This window comes from Lactobacillus kullabergensis, assembly GCF_003151025.1.
Classification (GTDB): domain Bacteria; phylum Bacillota; class Bacilli; order Lactobacillales; family Lactobacillaceae; genus Lactobacillus; species Lactobacillus kullabergensis.
In genome coordinates this window covers 499,135-517,751 of sequence record NZ_CP029477.1, presented here as the reverse complement: position 1 = coordinate 517,751, position 18,617 = coordinate 499,135, and the positions used below count along the sequence as shown (strand labels likewise).

Sequence of the window (18,617 nt, the reverse complement as noted above, 5' to 3'; positions counted from 1 at the left end):
TCCTTTAACCTAATTTCTTTTCCAGGTGCCGCATATAATAACTAATCGGCAATGTAACGATCAAATATAAAACACCTACAACCAAATAACTGTTAATAGTGTCAAAAGTTGCTGACGCAATTGAATTTGCCTGATACATTAAATCAAATCCTGCCACAAAGGCTAGAACTGAAGAATTTTTGACCAAGTTAACAAACTGGTTTCCTAAAGGTGGTATTACTATCTTGAATGCTTGAGGCAAAATTATATAACGCATTGCCTGCCAGTAGGTCATACCAGTTGATCTCGCACCTTCCATTTGACCGCCGGAAACAGATTGAATTCCTGAACGAATTGTCTCGGCAATAAAAGCAGAAGTATACAGAGTTAACCCAATTGTACCAGCTGTAAAACCGTTGATTTTGACAACATACATCGGAATTACCAAGTAGAAAAACATAGTGATTACAAGCAAAGGAATGTTACGCATTATTTCCACATAAGCATGTCCAATTACACGCATTACTTTACTTGGAACAACTTCCATAATTGCAAATATTGTTCCAATTATTAAACTGAAAAATAAAGCAATTACACTAGATAGTATTGTCCAGCCCAAGCCTACAAACAGCTGGCTGCTGAATTTTGAAAAAATATTAATCATCGGCGATACAGCTCCTTATACTTAAATCCTGGAACATCGCCAAACCACTTTTTAATTAAGCGATTATATTCACCATTATGCTGCATCTCAAGAACCGCCTTGTCTACAGCTTCAGTAAATGAGGTTTGTCCCTTATTAACCGCAACACCGTATGGTTCAACAGTAAAAGTGCCGCCACGAACTTCGTAGCCCGGATTTTGAACTGCTAACCCAAACAAAATTCCGTTATCAGTAGTTAATGCATCCCCCTGATGTGATTTTAAAGCGTTCATTGCCTGAGCATAGTCTTGCAACTCAATCACTTTTGCTCTTGGAGCAACTTTTTTAATGTTGTCGACGGAGTTTGCACCTACAACACCGATAACTGTCTTACCATTAAGGTCCTTTGTACTCTTAATTGATGAATTTTTAGGAACTAACAGTGATTGACCCGCATCAAAGTATGACTTTGAAAAAGAAATAATCTTTTTACGCTCTGGCGTAATTGACATTGTTGCAATAACGGCATCCACATTCCCGTTCTTTAAAAGTGGGATTCTGGATTGGGACGTTGTAGTGACAAATTCAGCTTTTCCTTGAGGTCCTAATATATGTTTTGTAATATGTTTTGCCATATCAACATCAAAACCCTTTTGCTGACCGTCCTTTACATCAATTAAGCCAAAAAGTTTAACATCACCTTTAACGCCCCAAACAATAGTATTTGCTTGTTTGGCATTATTTAAAACGGATTGGTCACTAAGACTTTTACCACAACCGGTTAGCATTAAAATACATGCTAATAAAGGAAGTAGCCAAAATTTCTTTTTCATAATTGGCCTCCTTAGTGAGAAATAATTTTACTCAAAAATTGTTGTGCCCGCTCCGTCTTAGGCTGCTTAAAGAAGCTTTCGCTATCATCATCCTCAACAATTCGACCTTGATCCATAAAGATAACTCTATTTGCCACCTCTTTAGCAAAGCCCATTTCGTGAGTAACAATTAATGAAGTCATACCACTTTCAGTGGTAACTTTCTTCATAACTTGTAAAACATCATCAATCATTTCCGGATCAAGAGCAGAAGTTGGTTCATCATATAAAATTAGTTTTGGTCTCATTGCCAATGTTCTGGCAATAGCAACACGCTGCTTTTGGCCACCAGAAATTTGTGAAGGCATATTATGTGCCCATTTGCGTAGCCCAACCATATCAAGTAAATCTAACGCCTGTTTTTTATTTTCTTCTTCAGGCATGTGGCTTACTATTCTGGGAGCCAGCATGATATTTTCCAGTACATCTTTATTTTTGTATAAATTAAAGTGCTGGAAAACCATCCCAACATCACTCCGTAAGATGTTGAGGTTGGTCTTTGGATCTGAAAGATCGTGACCGTTAACTACTAACTTACCTTTCTGGATTGATTCAAGCCCGTTTACGGTCCGTACTAAAGTACTCTTACCTGAACCAGATGGTCCAATCAGAACCACCGTTTCGCCTTCATCAATCTCTAAATTAATGTCGTGCAGTGCATGAAAATGGCCATAAAATTTTTGCACGTCATGGAACTCTATCATCGACATTGTCATCGCCCCTTTCATAATCAATGCATGAAATAATAAGTTGTAGAATCTATTTTACTATAACCGTTAAGAATTTTAAAAGTAATACAGTGTTTTTAATAAAAATTTATAGAAAGATCTGCTTAATTCACATTGACTTGAAAGTCACATAGTTAGCGTTACGACGGGAAAGTACAGTAATAAAAAGGGCTTTTGTATGTTCATTAATAATAAATTAATGTCAAAAAATGCCATTTATAATTAAAATTATCTGTGAAAAATATACTCTTATTTGCATTTTTTCTTCCAAAAATAGTTTGACTAGCATACACTCTAATTAAGGAGAAAACTTATGGATAAAGAAAAAACTTATAAATTACTTTTAAAACAGGCTGGCAACCTTCTTCAAGGTGAACACGACTTAATTGCCAACATGAGTAACATCAGTGCACTACTTTTTAATAGTTTAGCTGAAGTAAGTTATGCCGGATTTTATCGTTTTCAGGATCAAGAGCTCATTTTAGGACCTTTTCAAGGGCCAGTCGCTTGCATGCATATTCAATTAGGAAAAGGGGTCTGCGGTGTCGCTGCAAAAACTCAGCAAATTCAAATTGTTCCGAATGTTCATGAGTTTAATGGTCATATTGCCTGTGATGCCAATACCAATTCAGAAATCGTTGTTCCCATTATCCACAATAAAAAACTTGTTGCTGTTCTTGACCTTGACAGCAATGACTTTGACAGATTTGATCAAATTGATGCTCAATATTTAGCAAAAATAGCAGAACTGCTATTTAATTAAATGTAAGAAATAAAATAAAAGACCAATAAATCATCTATTGAATGACTTATTGGTCTTTGTAACTTATAAACGACTTTAGATCTCTGGCGAAAATGTATTTCGTTTCACTTTTTTATTTTTTACCGGAGAGACGCTGAAATCCCTTCACAATTTCTACTATTAAAATCATACAAATTCCAGCTCCCAAAACTATTAACCATTGTGTTGAATTTAATTCCGTGACATCAAAGAACTTTGTCATAAATGGTAATTCAACTGCTGCCATGACAATAGCTGAAATCAAGATTGCCCAATTAAACCACTTATTAGCAAATGTCCTCTTAGAAAAAATTGATTGGTGAATATACTTAGAATTAAAGGCATGAAACAGTTGAATGAGTCCTAATGTAAGAAAGGCCATTGTCAGAGCATCAGCATGTTGCAGGTTGGCGTTACCCATGTGAGGGCCAAAATTTAGGCCTAGTTGATAAGTGGTTAAAACAATGACACCTTCTAGTATTCCTTGATAAACAATTGAACTGGCAACGCCACCACTGAAGAAGTTTGATTTTTTACCCCGTGGTGTCCGTTTCATAATGCCCTTTTCAACAGGTTCAAGTCCCAGAGCAATAGCTGGTAAGGTATCTGTCACCAAGTTAATCCACAGCAATTGCACTGGAGCTAAAATATCCCAACCCAGCATGGTCATCATAAATACTGTTAAAACTTCACCGACATTACAACTCATGAGGTAAAGAATGGCTTTTTGAATATTGCTAAAGACCTTACGTCCTTGTTTAACAGCTTCAACGATAGTAGCAAAGTTGTCGTCTGCTAAAACCATATCACTGGCACCTTTTGACACTTCTGTACCAGTGATGCCCATACCAATTCCAATATCAGCTTGCTTTAAACTAGGTGCGTCGTTAACTCCGTCCCCTGTCATAGCCACAATTTTGCCTTGGGCTTGCCAGGCCTTAACGATACGAACTTTGTGTTCTGGAGAAACCCTGGCATAAACATCAAAATCAGCTACATGCTTTTCCAGATATTCATCACTAAATTCATCCAGCTGTGCACCGGTAACTACCCGCTCATCTTGGCCAGGCTTCAAAATGCCCAGTCTTTCTGCAATTGCCTGAGCAGTGACTTGAAAGTCACCTGTAATCATAACTGTTCTAATACCGGCACTGTGAGCTTCTTTAATAGCCTCTTTTGCTTCAGGACGCTCTGGGTCTATCATCCCCACCAAGCCAGCAAAAATCAAGTCCTGCTCAACGTTATCAGTTGCAGGATCATCATATAATTGCTCAACTGGTTTATAGGCTAACCCCAAAACTCGCAAAGCATTTTTAGCCATATTCTGATTTGAAAGCATAATTTCATTTTTTTGCTTCTCAGTAATCTCACTGACTTTACCATCAAGTTCAATCCGTGTTACCCGTTTGAGCAGTTGATCCGGTGCCCCTTTAACCGCTACAAAATATTGTCCGTTATCTTCATTGACAGTGCTCATTAATTTACGGCCCGAATCAAATGGCACTTCCTGTAGCCTCTTATGATTTACAAGTAAATTATGCACATCAATTTTTTGGTCAAGAGCATACTGAATTAAAGCAGTTTCAGTTGGGTCGCCCAACAATTGATTGTTATCATCAAGTTTTGAATCATTAGCTAAAACCATTGCCATTAAAGCATGATTATCATGATTAATGCTATTTGAAGATTGATGAATCTTATTATCATAATAAACCTGTTCAACTGTCATTTTATTTTGGGTTAAAGTACCGGTTTTATCAGAACAGATGATATCCGTTGCTCCCAACGTTTCCACTGCTGGTAACTTACGCACAATCGAATTGTGCTTAGCCATTACCTGAGTACCAAGAGCCAAAATAATAGTCACAATTGCAGGCAACCCTTCCGGAATTGCAGCAACAGCAAGTGAAACTGCCACCAAGAACATATCGATTGCTAATTTATCCGTAGGTTCTGTTCCCTTTTTAGTAAAAAAGCCTACAACAAAGACCACAGCACAGATCAGCAGGATCATAATAGTTAGCGTTTTACCAAGCTGATTTAGATTACGCTTTAATGGCGTATCCGTTTCATCAGTGTTGTTAAGCATTGTTGCAATCTTTCCGACTTCAGTATTCATACCTGTTTCAGTGACAATGCCTTCACCGCGACCATAAGTAACATTAGTATTAGCAAATGCCATGTTATCCTGGTCGGCTAATGCTACTTTTTCTTCATTAACAGGATCACTAGTTTTATCAACTGGAACGGACTCACCAGTCAAAGCTGATTCTTCGATTTTGAGACTTTTAGTAAGAGTCAACCGCAAATCAGCTGGTACAACATCGCCTGCTTCAAGCAAGACCACATCCCCAGGTACTAGTTCTGTACTCGGTATTTCCACAATTTGACCGTCACGACGAACATGGGCGTTAGGAGTAGCCATTTTCTTTAAAGCATTAATTGCTTCTTCAGAGCGTGTTTCTTGAAAAACGCCTAATACTGCGTTCAAAATGACCACAATCATAATAATAGCCGCATCTGTCCATTCTTGAGCCACAAAGCCTGAAAGCAATGCTGCAACTATCAAAACAATGATCATAAAATCCTTAAACTGGGCTAAAAAACGTTGCCAAATGCTAACTTTCTTTTTACTGGTCAAACTATTAGAGCCATATTTTGCTCGTAACCCATCTATTTGACTTGCTTTTAAACCACTGGCTACAGATGTCGCAAAGTCCTTTGCAACATCCTCAATTTTTTGATTGTAAAAATTCTGGGGCATCTTTACCTCCTAATAACAAAAAAGAGACTTATATGTACAACACACACAAGTCTCACTATTTAAGATAAGTCCAGAAGTATTTCTTCGGGTGTTGGGCTTATCGCAAGTAATTGCTGTTACTCCCTTATGATGCTTCTTATTATAAATAAATTTATTACTTTTAACAAGAATAAGGCTATTAAATTAATTAAATAAAAAACATGACTTCATATTTCGAGAGGTCATGTTTTTAATAAATACTAATATTTACTTAAGACCGGTCCACTTCCATTCAGTAACTTCAGGCATATCTTTACCATTGTCACGAATGTATTGGTGGTGTTTTGCAAGTAATCTATCCATTTCCGCTACAAAGCCTGCACTCTTTTCAGCGTAACGAGGAACACTTAAAATGGCATCTTTTGCCAAATGGAAACGATCAAGTTTATTAACTACACGCATGTCAAATGGCGTTGTGATATCTCCTTCTTCTTCATAACAATGAATATGAACATTGCCGCGCTTGCGACCAAACCAAATGGATTGCATCATTGCCTTATAACCATGCCATGCAAAGATTACTGGCACATCGCTTGGGAATAATTCAGCAAATTCTTCATCAGAAATTGCTTCTGGGTTATCCTTAGTATTCATCAATTTCATAACGTCAATTACGTTAATATAACGAATCTTGAGATCAGGGAAATTCTTATGCAAAATGTCAATTGCAGCAAGAGATTCCATTGTCGGCTCCGTTTCAGTTGAGGCAAATACAACATCAGGCTTAGCATTTTGGTCAGTTGATGCCCAATCAATGTACGATAAGCCGTGGTTGGCAATACGAGTTGCTTCGTCAATTGAGAACCATTGTGGTCTTTCCTGCTTAGAAGTTACCAAAATATTAATACATTCACGATCGGTGAAAGCTTTTTGTGAAACTGCCAACAGTGAATTGGTATCAGCTGGTAAATATTCGTGAACTAAATCCGGACGATTCTTTTCATACATGTGAGTCAAGACACCTGGGTCTTGGTGAGTATAACCATTATGGTCTTGTTGGAAAACTGTAGAAGTTGCAACAAAGTTTAATGACGGATAGTCCTTACGCCAATACTGTTCCTTAGCCTTTCTTAACCATTTCATGTGCTGAGTCAGCATTGAATCTACAACACGACCAAACGATTCATAAGTAGCAAAGAAACCGTGACGACCAGACAAAACATAGCCCTCAAGCCAGCCTTCGTCTTGGTGCTCAGACAATTGTGAATCGATCAAACGACCACTTGGTGCCAGGTTTTCATCATTAGGTGTATGAACGGAGCTTTCCCATTGCCGTTTTTGCTCATCAATAAACTTGAATAAACGGTTTGACTTAGTTTCATCAGGGCCAAAGCCACGGAAGTTATTGGGATTGAGTTCTGCAATTTCGTTTAAATATTTAGCCCATTCCGTCATGTCTTCAGCTTCAATAGAACCTGGTTGATTAAATTTTAAGGCATATTTACGGTAATCCGGCAAACTAAGACGCTTAGCTTTTTCTCCACCCGCATTAGTGATTGGATTCATAGCCATCCTGCTATCACCAGTAACATTATCAGCTGTCACGATTTCAGTTGGAACGCCATTTTCATCGAATAACTCTTCTGGTTTATAACTCTTAAGCCAGTCCACCAGCATATCTTTATGTTCCATATCATCTTGAGCAACAGGAATTGGAATCTGGTGAGCTCTAAATGAATTTTCAATTGGGTTACCATCAAGATCCTTCTTTGGACCAGTCCAGCCCTTTGGCACACGGAAAATAATCATTGGCCAGTGGGGCAAGGTTTCATCATTATTTTCACGAGCATTCTTTTGAATAGACTTAATTTCTTCAATGACAGTATCCATCAATTTAGTCATTTCTTCATGAACCTGCATGTGCTCTTTATAGCCATCAAATTCACCGCCATTATATGCAGAAATAATATAAGGATGCCAGCCCATGCCTTCAAAGTACTTGGTCAATTCTTCGTCCGACATTCTGGAAACAATCGTTGGATTTGAAATCTTGAAACCATTAATTTGCAAGATTGGTAAAACTGCCCCGTCCTTAATAGGATTGATAAATTTATCGCTAAACCAGCTAGCTGCAAGTGGTCCTGTTTCTGCCTCACCATCACCAATTTCAACCGCTGCAATTACGTCAGGATTGTCTAAGATTGCACCTGTACCATGGGAAAGTGAGTAACCTAGTTCTCCACCTTCGTGCATTGAACCAGGAGTTTCAGGTGCAGCGTGTGAAGCAGAACCACCTGGGAAACTGAAACGCTTAAAGAGCTTAGCCATTCCTTTTTCATCTTGTTGAATTTCAGGGTAAAGCTCACTATATGAACCATCAAGGTATGAATTAGATACCATAACCTGACCACCATGACCTGAGCCTTCAATATAGAACATGTTCAAACCATACTTTTTGATAACTCTGTTTAAATGAGCATAAATAAAGTTTTGCGGTGAAATAGTGCCCCAGTGACCAATTGGCTTAGGTTTAACTTCACTTGCTTTGAGATCATGTTTTAATAACGGATTACTCATTAAGAAAAGTTGACCTACAGATAGATAATTTGCTGCACGCCAGTGAGCATCAACACTTTTGAGAAATTCTTTTGAGTCGTAATCAGCTGCCATTTTTATTCTCCCTTTTTAATATTTGCTAAAATTCATTTGATAAACATATTATAGCAAGTTTTTGGTAAAGTTCAACCATTTTGAAAATTGGTTCGTTCCAATTTATAAAAAATAAGCGTTTAATTATTGCCAAGTAGATAAGTAATACTATTATTATGCCATTTTCTATTTACAGATCAGCATATTTATGTTCAAATACTGATAAACACTTATTTTTCAAATTAAACACTGAAAAAGTGATTAAACAATATTTATTCTAGTGCTAAATTAGGCATAGGAGAGGTAAAATGACACAAGAAGAACGACTGCGACAAATTAAGCAAATGCTTAATAAAGAAAATCATTTGAGTACTCGCAAGTTAGCTGATTATTTCAAAATTTCTTTTGATACAGCTAGACGAGATGTAGTTCGCTTAACTGCAACTGGACAAGCAATTCGCGTTCATGGTGGATTAGTTGCGATAGACCGTAGTGATGTACCCAATTTCCTCATGAGAAGTCAAATAGATTCACCAGTTAAAACTAAAATGGCAAAAATGGCTCAGAGATTTATCCATCCTAACCAGTGTGACTTTATCGGTCCATCAACCACTTTAAAGAAATTATGTGAATTAATTTGTGGTGCTGATTTACAAATCGTTACTAATTCAATCGACAACTCTTTAGCCTTGATGCAATCTAAATTACCCAGTGTGAGACTTCTCGGAGGCACCATGGACAAGGAAGACAGGTTTAATTACTCTGTTGATTCACTTGAACTTTTGCATCGTCTAAGTTTTAACACAGCTTTTGTTGGCACGTCTAATATTAGAAGCGATGGTATTTATTCAGCAAAAATGAGTGATTCAGAATTAATCAAAGTAGCCTGTTCCAGAGCAAAACAAGTGGTTGTGGTCGCAGAAAAATACAAATTTGATAATCAGAATACTTCTCCTTACATGTCAATTCCATTAACAAAGGTTGACGTTCTAATTACCGATTTGCCTTTGTCCGAAAAATTTCAGAATAGTTTTTCGCCCAAAACGCAAATTATTTCAGTACTAAGGAAGTGAGGCTATGTGGAACTTTTTTGGTAGTTTGTTTTTAACAAAACGGCAACAACTAATCGAAGAAGTTTATAAAGATTTAGATCAGTTTTATAGGAGTTTCTACTCTAATATATATAATGAATTGAATATTAATAAATATAAGCAAATTCGTGATGCTATTGGTATGGTAATGCGTAAGTTTGACAGTCAAGATCACCCATTAGATTATACTGGTAAATTAGTATTGTATATTGAAGCTTGTGTCGCACTTCAGCATTTGCATTTAACGACCTCGCAGCAAAAACTTTTACATGATTTAAGTGAAAAAACTAAAAACATTAACTTAAATTTTGTTTATACTGGACGGATCACTGATATGCAACAATTCAAAAATGTTTGATTTTCTTTTTTAAATAGAATGTATCCCAAAAAAGCAGGCTTATGAAGTTAACCCCTAGAATTGGACGTTAACATTAATTCATGTTTGCTAAGGCCGTATTCCGATATTCAATCGGGGTGTGGCCTTTTAGCGTGTGCCTGATTCTAGCTTGATTGTAGTATTTGATCCATTTTTCCATGGCCTCCTGCAGCGCCTTCTTAGTAGGATAGGTATAGGTGTAGTAGTCTAGTTCAACCTTCATGATGTGAAAGAAACTCTCGCAGGCCGCATTGTCGTGGCAGGTCGCCCGTCGCGACATGCTTTGAAAAACGTGGTGCTGCTTTAGGGTCTGACAATATGCTTTGGACTGGTATTGAATGCCCTGGTCGCTGTGAATCGTCATGCGGTAAGGCAGTTTGGGCCGGATCGCCAAAACCTGCTTGAGTCCCTCTAGAACATATTTGGTCTGCGGCCGCTGACTGATGGTGTAGCTGATGATTTCACCGCTGTAAAGATCTTTAAAGGGCGAGAAATATACCCGTTCGCTCATGCTCTTATTGCCATAGCGAAACTCGCTGATATCGGTGACTACCTTTTGGTAGGGCCGATCGGTCTTAAACTTCTGGTGGAAGCGATTCTTCGCCTTCTTGCCTTGCGGACCTTTTGATGAATCATACTTGCCCGCACGCAAGTTGTATTTGCGGGCCAGCAGCTTGTGCTCCTTCATCAGGCGGTAAATGCGTTTATGGTTCACCTGCAAGCCGTACTTGATTTTTAGCGTGTCGGTCATGGGCAGGTAGCCGAAGCTGGGATTATGCCTTTTAACCACTTTAATCAGCGACAGTAAAGCCAGATCGCTGTATTTTTTCCGCCTGTTGCGCGGGTGATACTCGTAGGTGCTCTTGGCTAAAAAGCTATAGTGCAATAGTTCTTGCAGTTGATAGTTGTGCTCATGCCTTAACTCTTGGATGATGGTCCGTTCTTCTTGCGTTGAGCGTCTTTGCGCCGAGCTAAGGCTTCGACTTTTTTTAGGTAGTCGTTCTCAATGTGGAGCTGACGGTTTTCTAAGCGCAGCCGCTCTAATTCAGATAACTCGCTGCTGGTATACTTAACTGGTTTTTTAGGCGATTTGTTCATTGTTGGTCGGCCTCGTTTGGTAAAGAGCGCATCAAGCCCGCTTTCGTCAAAACGTTTTTGCCAAGTACAAATTAAGCTGGGTGTGGCAATTTTGAAGTGAATGGCGGTATTTTGATAGGTCTCGTCATGTTCTTTTCTCCAGTTTAAGACTTGAAGCTTGAATTGACCACGATAATTTTGCGAGGTGTGCCGAATTTCTAGGCCCTTAACGCCAAAGTGCTGGTATTGTGCAGCCCAGGTATCTGTGATCCGGTGCCAATCATTTGCGCCACAGAATGGCTGCTGTAGCCTTCTTTGAGCAAGTTAAGCGCTTGTAATTTTTGTTTGACGGTAAATTTAACCATAGTAAAACCCTCCAGTTGGATTTTTGTCCAATTGAAGTGCTCCATAATAGTTAGACATTAATCTGACTATTAGGAGCACTTTTTTCATGACTAAATATTCAACTACTTTGAAAATGGAAATTTGCAGTAAATACTTATCCCACCAAACCTCTTTAGCTAAACTAGAACGCGAATACGGCATTGATCATACCGAGATTAGGGCCTGGGCAGAACGTGCCCGTAAACATGGCTTAGCCGCTTTAAAGGTTACTCACACCCGACAAACTTATTTGCCTGAATTCAAGCTAAATGTGGTACGCTTCTATCATGAACATCACATGGGAGTACTCCAGGTAGCTGCAGTTTTTAATCTTTCGCGGTCAGTAGTAAGACAATGGCTGGCGGCTTATCAGGCTGCAGGCTACTCTGGGCTGCTCCCAAAATCCAAGGGGAGACCACCAACCATGACTAAAAAGAAGCGTCAGAAGAAGCTTAAACCCACTAAGAAGCTAACCGAAGTAGAACAATTGCGTCGTCAGGTTGCTGAGCTAGAGGCACAAAAAGCCGACTTAGAATTGGATAACTTAATCCTAAAAAAAGTGGCTGCCCGATATCCACGCTCACCAACCGGCAAAAAACCAGAATAGTCGTGGAGATTCGGGCTGAGCGACCTGAGGTGCCGTTAAAGCTTTTGCTTGCCAAGCTGCACCTTAACCGCAAAACTTATTACGACAACCGCAGTCACCGATTGAACCGATTAGATAAATACGCTGCTGTTAAAGGCGTAATCAAGTCTATCTTCTACCAAGAAAGTGATGAGACTTACGGTTATCGACGTATGCATGGTGCACTCTTAGATCAAGGCTTTAGCTATGCGCCCAATACCGTGCGCAAGCTGATGCGGCAGCTGGGACTAAAGACCAGAGTCTACAGTAGGCGCACTGCACGCTACAGTTCTTATGCGGGCCCTGCAGGCGTAATCAAGGAAAACATTTTAAAGCAGCGGTTTAATGAAACCAGACCCTACCACGTCTTACACACGGATATTACCGAATACAAGCTGACCACAGGCAAAAAGGTTTATATTTCACCGGTCATTGATGAGGCCTCACTGGAAATACTGGCTTGTCAAGTCAGCTATTCGCCTAACATGAAGCTGGTTTATGATATGCTGGCAGAGCTTAAGCACAAGCTGCCTAAAACAGCCCAGCCTATTTTGCATTCAGATCAGGGTTTTCAATACCGCCACAGCGGCTATCAGACCAAACTAAGACAGATGAAGATTAAGCAAAGCATGTCGCGCAAGGGTAATTGCCACGATAATGCACCGGGAGAAACCATCTTCAACCTAATGAAACGGGAGAAGCTCAACCGCATTAAGATCAGTTCACTAGCAGAAATGCGGGAAGTACTGCATGATTACGTTTACTGGTTCAATCATATTAGAAGATCAAACAAACTAAAATACACGACCCCGATCAAATATCGAAATCGTGCATTGAGTCTTGCGTAATATTAAAATGTCTAACTTTTTAGTTGCACTTCAAATCTAGAGGGTTAACTTCAGCAAGCCTGCTTTTTCATTTGTTCAAATTAACAAATGTATTGAATTTCATATATTGATAATGAATTCGCATCGTAGAAACTTCAAATGGAGTTCCATCATCCAAAAAGAAGATACCTTCCATCACTCCCACTGGTTCAATCTTTTTTAAATTGAGTCGAGATTGGTCTTCATCATTTGAAGGCTCAACCGTAATATTCAAAAACGCTTTGGTAACGACTTTATTTTGCGAATCTTCTAGGTAATTAAAAAGTGATTTTTTCAAGTGTTCTGGTTTGAGTTCAGGAACAATTTTAATAGGCACATACCCAGTTTCTATTAAAAAAGGTTGTTCATCTAAAAAACGCAGCCTTTTAAACTCATAAACAAAGTCATTCTCTTTAAGGAATAAATCTTGTGCTATCCCTTTCGGAGTCTTTATCACGTTAAAAGAAAGCAATTTGATTCCCTGCTTTTTACCAGGAACCTTCAAACTATCAGTCAAACCTAAGTTAGACCCTTCATACCGAAACAAAGATTGATTTTTTAAATACAAAGGGTTAATAAATGTTCCGCTGCCTCTTTTTTTAAAGACAATACCTTGTTGAGAAAGCAGCTCCATCGCCCTTTTCATTGAGGAACGACTTACTTGATAGTGTTCAGCTAGACTACGCTCGTCTGGAAGGCGCATCCCCTCATATTTGTTATCTAGAATATTTTGTTTGATATCACGCATCACAGTACGATAAACGAAATCTGCCATTATCTACCTCAACTATTTATATTCCTGATGGAAGAAACTAACCACTCTGAAAATTGATCTCGGTCAACTTTTACACCAACTTGAACATTTGCCTGTTTATTAAAAAAGTTATTAAAATCAATCAAAGAAGCACCATAGGCACTTGGACTTTTGGTATCTACTATGACATAAGCTGGCTTAAAAGCAAACATTTCAGGCTTTACCAACATACCAGCCGCCAGTGCATCGTAAACTTCACGGCCATTGGTTTCAGTATGATCATGTAAATTGCTCATAATATGATAGAGCATATCTCCCGTTCTGCCCGATTGCTTAATTTGATCCAAAACATCTGGAGTCACATATGCTTGATGTCCTAATTCAAGTGGTGCTAATAAAATCTTTATGCCACTTGAAAAAACAATCTGTGCTGCTTCAGGATCGCCCGCAACATTATATTCTGCATAAGGTCCCCAATTGCCACGACCGATTGCACCACCCATAATTACCAGTTGCTCAATTTTAGGCAAATCTTCTGGAAATTGTCTAAAGTAAAGTGCAAAATCTGTTGCTGGTCCAATTTGCATTAACGTTACTTTTTCAGCACTGCCAGCAACAACTTCATGAATTGCCTCTGCAGCAATACCTGGTTTTAATAAGTTGTAGTCAGGTGCTGGAAAGTCAAAACCAGCCAGTCCACTCTTTCCGTGAACATCTGAGGCATCAATTTGATCCCGCAGTAAAGGTCTGTCAGCACCACTTACAACGGGGACATTGGTTTTTAAAAATGTTTCCAATTTTAAAGCATTGTCCAAAGTATTTTTCAATGGTACATTGCCCCAAGTCGCTGCTATCAATTTAACATCAAATTCTGGAGCAAAAAGAGCAACGGTGATTGCTACAACATCGTCAATTCCGGGATCTGTACTAATTATCAATGGTTTTTTCAACATAAGTATCCTCTTTTTAAAAATGGTTATAAAACAATAATACCAAATTTAGCTGCTCGTTGCTGTAAAAATAAAAAGAGTTAACCGCATAGACAAACTTGGGTCAACTCATAAATTTACTTTTTACGATCTTCTATCTCACCATTTGAATGAGCGATAATGGCTTCATCGCACATTCCCAGAAAAAGCCCATGTTCGACCACCCCTACGGTATGATCCAAATAATCGGCCAAACCACTAGGAACAGGAATAGGATCAATATTCAAATCGATAATATAATTACCATAATGAGTTACAAAGCGTTCATTACCTGCCATGCGCCACTGTGGCTGCAACCCTTCAGCTTGAAAAAGTTTAAAATTTTGTTCACACGAAATAGGTAAAACTTCAACAGGCAAAGCGAAGCCACTCAGTCGGTCAACCACTTTAGATTCGTCTACAATCCAAATTATTTTGCGAGAATTAACTGCAACGTTTTTTTCCATGGTCAAAGCGCCACCGCCACCTTTAATACCATCAAAATTAGCTGCTAATCTGTCTGCACCATCGATGGTCAAATCCAGTTGGTCTACTGCATTCAAGTCATCAACATGAAAACCGTAGCTTTCCATTTGCTTCTTGCTTCTGCTCGAAGTCGTTACCACAGCATCAAGGTCAAGTCCTTCTTCTTTTTTTCTTCTGCCTAATTCATCAATTAAAAATGCTACTGTCGAACCAGTGCCTACTCCCAGTTTCATTCCTGATTTGACTAATTCAGCAGCTTCTACGGCAGCCTGTTTTTTTAACTTATCCTGCTCTTCTTTATCCATAATTCATGCTTTCTAAAACTATATTATTATTGTCAATTTAAATTAATTATAGCAAAAGTAAGATAAAAAGAAGATACAAAAAAGCAGTCAAGACTGCTTTTACACTTCAATTAATTATTCCGGATCAATTTCAGGAGCTTTGTTAATTTCGCCTGACATCATCCAAATTCTCTTTTCTACATCAGTGTGAAAACCGGTCAACAAATCATTGGTTGAGTAATCTCCTTCTTCATCACTGACTTTAATGCCTTCTTCATAGAGCTGATCAAGGTAATGGTAATCAGCAATAATTTTTGCATAGCGCTCATCAATTGTTTCATCCCAATTGCCCTTTTCATCAGGAATCTTAGTTTTAGCTGCTATTTCACTTAACGTTGAAACTGGAGAACCATCAAGGGTAATTAAACGTTCAGACACTTCATCCAGTTGGTCAGCTAGTTCATCCATTACCTTGTCTAAGTATGGGTGTAATTTCAAAAAGCGATTACCGCGCATGTACCAGTGATGTTGGTGAACTACCATATGTAATTGGGTCAAATCAGCGACCAATTGATTTAAAACTTCTTTAGTCTTTGGATATTTCATATAAAAGTGCCTCCAAAATTAAATAATATTGTTACACTTTTATTATAGCGAGTAAGCGCTATTAATACTAAAATATTGTTTAGCATTTTTTAGTCCTACTATAATAAAAAATCTGCCTTTACCAGACAGATTTTGTTAAAGCAATTATCTTTTATGCAGTTTCTGATTTTTGATGCTTCTTTTCTTGTTTTAAAAGTTTGTTGTCATAGTGCTTAATAAACGGATACCAAACTAGAAAAGCTACTATTGCACAAGTTATTGAAAGTACTGCTCCCTGCCAGCTTACAGTGGCAATAAAACCACTCAATCCAACCGGTGTGGGCCAAGGTTGCTGAAATCTGATCACAGGAACCAAACGAGATTCTATTCCTACATATGCGACAATACCAGCTGCAAGCGGTGCACAAACAAAAGGAATAAAAAGATCAATGTTATAAACAATAGGCAAACCAAATATTAAGGGCTCGTTGATATTAAAAAAGGCTGGTACGATTTCAACTTTCCCCAACTCCTTGAGCTGAGCAGAGCGAGCACGTAAAACCAGCCAAATAGCTACACCAAGCATTGCACCAGAACCACCAACATTTATGAATGCATCAGTTGGATCACCGGCAAAGAACCGATGAGCACCATTCACGTTAGCAGCCATATTAGCTAAAACGATTGGATAATAAAATGAACTCAAGATTGTTGCTCCGTGAATGCCAAACCACCAAAGAAGGTGCAGTAAAAACATTATTACCAAAAAGCCCCACCAAGTATCAGCAATTTTACTAATAAACGAGAAAGGAACATATAACAAATTGAACATGTCGGTTCCCGCTAAAACCAAAGCACCATTAATAGCTGCTACAACCAGAGCGACACAAAAAGCAGGTATCAAAGCACTAAACGAATTGGCAACTCCAGTTTGAGCTAGTGCAGACATTAATTGTTTGGTAGAATTATCCATGAGGGAATCTCTCTTTCGTTGATTTTATGTTTTACAAGACAATCATACGAGGAAGAGATTTTTTTTAATAGACATTTACACAAAATTATCTAAACACCCCTTTCTATCTCAAAAATATACTATATAATACTGACAATTATATATTAGCTATTATTTATTAAAAATAATAATAGCTTTTTAGAGAAGCTTGCTGGTAAAGTAACAATAAGTATAAAATATATTTGTTAATGCAATCATCAGAGAAAAAAGGAGATAAAAATGTATTCAGCAAAAATGCCAGATGGATTTTTATGGGGAGGGGCAGTTGCTGCTCATCAGTTAGAAGGTGCTTGGAACGAAGATGGCAAAGGAATGTCAGTTGCTGACGTCATGACAGTAGGTTCTGCTTCTAAGCCACGCGAAATTACTGACGGAATTGTTGCAGGCAAAAATTACCCTAACCATAGTGCAATAGACTTTTATCATCACTATAAAGAAGATATAAAATTAATGGCAGAAATGGGTTTTAAAGCCTTCAGGACTTCCATAGCCTGGACTAGAATTTTTCCCAACGGTGATGATGAACAGCCAAACGAAGCCGGTTTAAAATTTTATGATGACTTGTTCGATACTTGCCATCACTACGGCATTGAGCCAGTAATTACTTTATCTCACTTTGAAATACCATTTAATTTAGTTAAGAAATACCACGGCTTTACTAACCGCAAATTAATTGATTTCTTTGTTCGCTTTGCCACAGTTTGTTTTAAACGTTATCAAAGTAAAGTAAAATATTGGATGACATTTAATGAAATCGATAATCAATCTGCATACAATGATGACTTTTTAATGGCTACAAATTCGGGAATTATTCTCAAGAAAATGACTGACAAAGAAAAAGAAGCTGCAATGTATCAAGCAGCTCATTATGAACTGGTTGCCTCTGCCTTAGCTGTTAAAGTTGGACATAAGATTAATCCAGATTTTCAAATTGGCTGTATGATTAACTATTCTCCAGTAAGGCCTTTGACTCCTTCATCTGCTGATATGCTTTTAGCGGACAAGTTTGAGCAACGGCGCGACTGGTTTTCAGACGTTCATGTCTTTGGTGAATATCCGAAAGAAGTTGAAGCATATATTGAACGAAACGGCTATCGTCCTGATATTACTGATGAAGACAGAATTGTACTCAAGGAAGGTACAGTGGACTATGTCGGCTTTAGTTACTATCAAACAACAACAGTGTCAGCCCGAAATGTAAAAGCTGATGAATTAAGTGACTTATCTAAAGCAAAAGCTGCTAATCCAACTTTGGAAAAAAGTGATTGGGGCTGGGAAATTGATCCAGCTGGCTTAAGAATTGCTTTAAACCACTTAACTGATCGTTATCATAAACCTTTATTCATCGTTGAAAATGGCCTGGGTGCTTACGACAAAGTTGAAAAAGATGGTTCTATTCACGATGATTACAGAGTAGATTACTTAAGAAAGCACATTTCTGAAATGGAAAAAGCAGTTGAAATTGACGGAGTTGACTTAATGGGTTACCTGCCATGGGGGCCAATTGACCTGGTATCTGCTGGAACAGGGCAAATGGATAAAAGGTATGGCTTTATCTATGTTGACAAAAATGATGCTGGTAAAGGTACTTTGAAAAGATCACGCAAAGATTCATTTGATTGGTATAAAAAAGTTATTAGTTCAAATGGTCTTGATTTAGATTAAAATAATATTTAAAAAAATCATAAAATAAGCGATTCAGCCAATTAGCAGG

General features: G+C 38.2%; 17 protein-coding genes and 2 pseudogenes. 5 read left to right on the top strand and 14 right to left on the bottom strand.

The features are described from left to right. Nucleotides 1–4: 4 nt before the first annotated feature. From DKL58_RS02640 to DKL58_RS02630, 3 genes are read right to left on the bottom strand one after another with little or no spacing between them, the layout of a single operon-like run. On the bottom strand, nt 5–643 hold the full coding sequence (locus DKL58_RS02640) for an amino acid ABC transporter permease (RefSeq protein ID WP_046331774.1): 639 nt from the start codon (nt 641–643) through the stop codon (nt 5–7). After that, nucleotides 640–1,455 (bottom strand): glutamate ABC transporter substrate-binding protein, encoded by an 816-nt coding sequence (locus DKL58_RS02635; protein ID WP_109585991.1) that lies wholly within the window; start codon nt 1,453–1,455, stop codon nt 640–642. The genes DKL58_RS02640 and DKL58_RS02635 overlap by 4 nt, the downstream gene beginning before the upstream one ends. 11 nt (nt 1,456–1,466) lie before the next feature. Next, nucleotides 1,467–2,204: an amino acid ABC transporter ATP-binding protein gene (locus DKL58_RS02630; RefSeq protein ID WP_109585990.1), complete on the bottom strand. Its 738-nt coding sequence runs from the start codon at nt 2,202–2,204 to the stop codon at nt 1,467–1,469. 331 nt (nt 2,205–2,535) lie between these two features. Between DKL58_RS02630 and DKL58_RS02625 the strand changes: the two genes are divergently transcribed. Beyond that, nucleotides 2,536–2,985, top strand: coding sequence for a GAF domain-containing protein (locus tag DKL58_RS02625; protein ID WP_109585989.1), 450 nt, complete (start codon nt 2,536–2,538; stop codon nt 2,983–2,985). A 112-nt stretch (nt 2,986–3,097) separates the two neighbouring features. On the opposite strand, the gene DKL58_RS02620 is transcribed toward DKL58_RS02625, so the two are convergent. After that, the gene (locus DKL58_RS02620; RefSeq protein ID WP_109585988.1) at nt 3,098–5,767 is read right to left on the bottom strand and encodes a calcium-translocating P-type ATPase, PMCA-type; all 2,670 of its coding nucleotides are present in this window, start codon (nt 5,765–5,767) and stop codon (nt 3,098–3,100) included. Between the two features lie 246 nt (nt 5,768–6,013). Continuing rightward, nucleotides 6,014–8,416 (bottom strand): phosphoketolase family protein, encoded by a 2,403-nt coding sequence (locus tag DKL58_RS02615; protein WP_109585987.1) that lies wholly within the window; start codon nt 8,414–8,416, stop codon nt 6,014–6,016. Between the two features lie 287 nt (nt 8,417–8,703). Between DKL58_RS02615 and DKL58_RS02610 the strand changes: the two genes are divergently transcribed. Both DKL58_RS02610 and DKL58_RS02605 read left to right on the top strand, forming a co-directional pair. Beyond that, nucleotides 8,704–9,468: a DeoR/GlpR family DNA-binding transcription regulator gene (locus DKL58_RS02610; RefSeq protein WP_109585986.1), complete on the top strand. Its 765-nt coding sequence runs from the start codon at nt 8,704–8,706 to the stop codon at nt 9,466–9,468. Nucleotides 9,469–9,472: 4 nt separating this feature from the next. Next, on the top strand, nt 9,473–9,844 hold the full coding sequence (locus DKL58_RS02605; RefSeq protein WP_109585985.1) for a bacteriocin immunity protein: 372 nt from the start codon (nt 9,473–9,475) through the stop codon (nt 9,842–9,844). Between the two features lie 73 nt (nt 9,845–9,917). On the opposite strand, the gene DKL58_RS02600 is transcribed toward DKL58_RS02605, so the two are convergent. From DKL58_RS02600 to DKL58_RS09510, 4 genes and pseudogenes are all read right to left on the bottom strand, one after another. After that, nucleotides 9,918–10,793, bottom strand: a complete 876-nt coding sequence (locus DKL58_RS02600; protein WP_239386435.1) for an IS3 family transposase — start codon at nt 10,791–10,793, stop codon at nt 9,918–9,920. Beyond that, nucleotides 10,781–10,960 (bottom strand): hypothetical protein, encoded by a 180-nt coding sequence (locus tag DKL58_RS09560; protein WP_204116352.1) that lies wholly within the window; start codon nt 10,958–10,960, stop codon nt 10,781–10,783. The genes DKL58_RS02600 and DKL58_RS09560 overlap by 13 nt, the downstream gene beginning before the upstream one ends. Nucleotides 10,961–10,975: 15 nt before the next feature. Then, nucleotides 10,976–11,155, bottom strand: a pseudogene (locus tag DKL58_RS09700) (helix-turn-helix domain-containing protein); the annotation flags it as partial. A 2-nt stretch (nt 11,156–11,157) separates the two neighbouring features. Then, nucleotides 11,158–11,304: a hypothetical protein gene (locus DKL58_RS09510; RefSeq protein WP_162542318.1), complete on the bottom strand. Its 147-nt coding sequence runs from the start codon at nt 11,302–11,304 to the stop codon at nt 11,158–11,160. A gap of 86 nt (nt 11,305–11,390) precedes the next feature. Between DKL58_RS09510 and DKL58_RS02590 the strand changes: the two genes are divergently transcribed. Next, nucleotides 11,391–12,796, top strand: a protein-coding gene (locus tag DKL58_RS02590) for an IS3 family transposase (protein ID WP_369792500.1) whose coding sequence is annotated in 2 segments (ribosomal slippage) — nt 11,391–11,874 and nt 11,874–12,796 — 1,407 coding nt in all. Because the reading frame shifts where the segments join, the coding sequence is not laid out codon by codon here. A gap of 67 nt (nt 12,797–12,863) precedes the next feature. Here the strand turns inward: DKL58_RS02590 and DKL58_RS02585 are convergent. The 5 genes and pseudogenes from DKL58_RS02585 to DKL58_RS02565 all read right to left on the bottom strand — a co-directional run. Further along, nucleotides 12,864–13,589 (bottom strand): GntR family transcriptional regulator, encoded by a 726-nt coding sequence (locus DKL58_RS02585; protein ID WP_045927696.1) that lies wholly within the window; start codon nt 13,587–13,589, stop codon nt 12,864–12,866. Between the two features lie 8 nt (nt 13,590–13,597). Beyond that, entirely contained in the window at nt 13,598–14,521 is a 924-nt protein-coding gene (locus tag DKL58_RS02580) for a nucleoside hydrolase (RefSeq protein WP_109585983.1), read from the bottom strand. 113 nt (nt 14,522–14,634) lie between these two features. Next, entirely contained in the window at nt 14,635–15,327 is a 693-nt protein-coding gene (rpiA, locus tag DKL58_RS02575; RefSeq protein ID WP_109585982.1) for a ribose-5-phosphate isomerase RpiA, read from the bottom strand. A gap of 114 nt (nt 15,328–15,441) precedes the next feature. Next, nucleotides 15,442–15,912, bottom strand: coding sequence for a Dps family protein (locus tag DKL58_RS02570; RefSeq protein WP_045927693.1), 471 nt, complete (start codon nt 15,910–15,912; stop codon nt 15,442–15,444). A gap of 151 nt (nt 15,913–16,063) precedes the next feature. Beyond that, nucleotides 16,064–16,819: pseudogene (locus DKL58_RS02565) on the bottom strand (PTS transporter subunit EIIC); the annotation flags it as partial. Between the two features lie 303 nt (nt 16,820–17,122). Between DKL58_RS02565 and DKL58_RS02560 the strand changes: the two are divergent. Beyond that, nucleotides 17,123–18,568: a 6-phospho-beta-glucosidase gene (locus DKL58_RS02560; RefSeq protein WP_109585980.1), complete on the top strand. Its 1,446-nt coding sequence runs from the start codon at nt 17,123–17,125 to the stop codon at nt 18,566–18,568. Nucleotides 18,569–18,617: the final 49 nt, after the last annotated feature.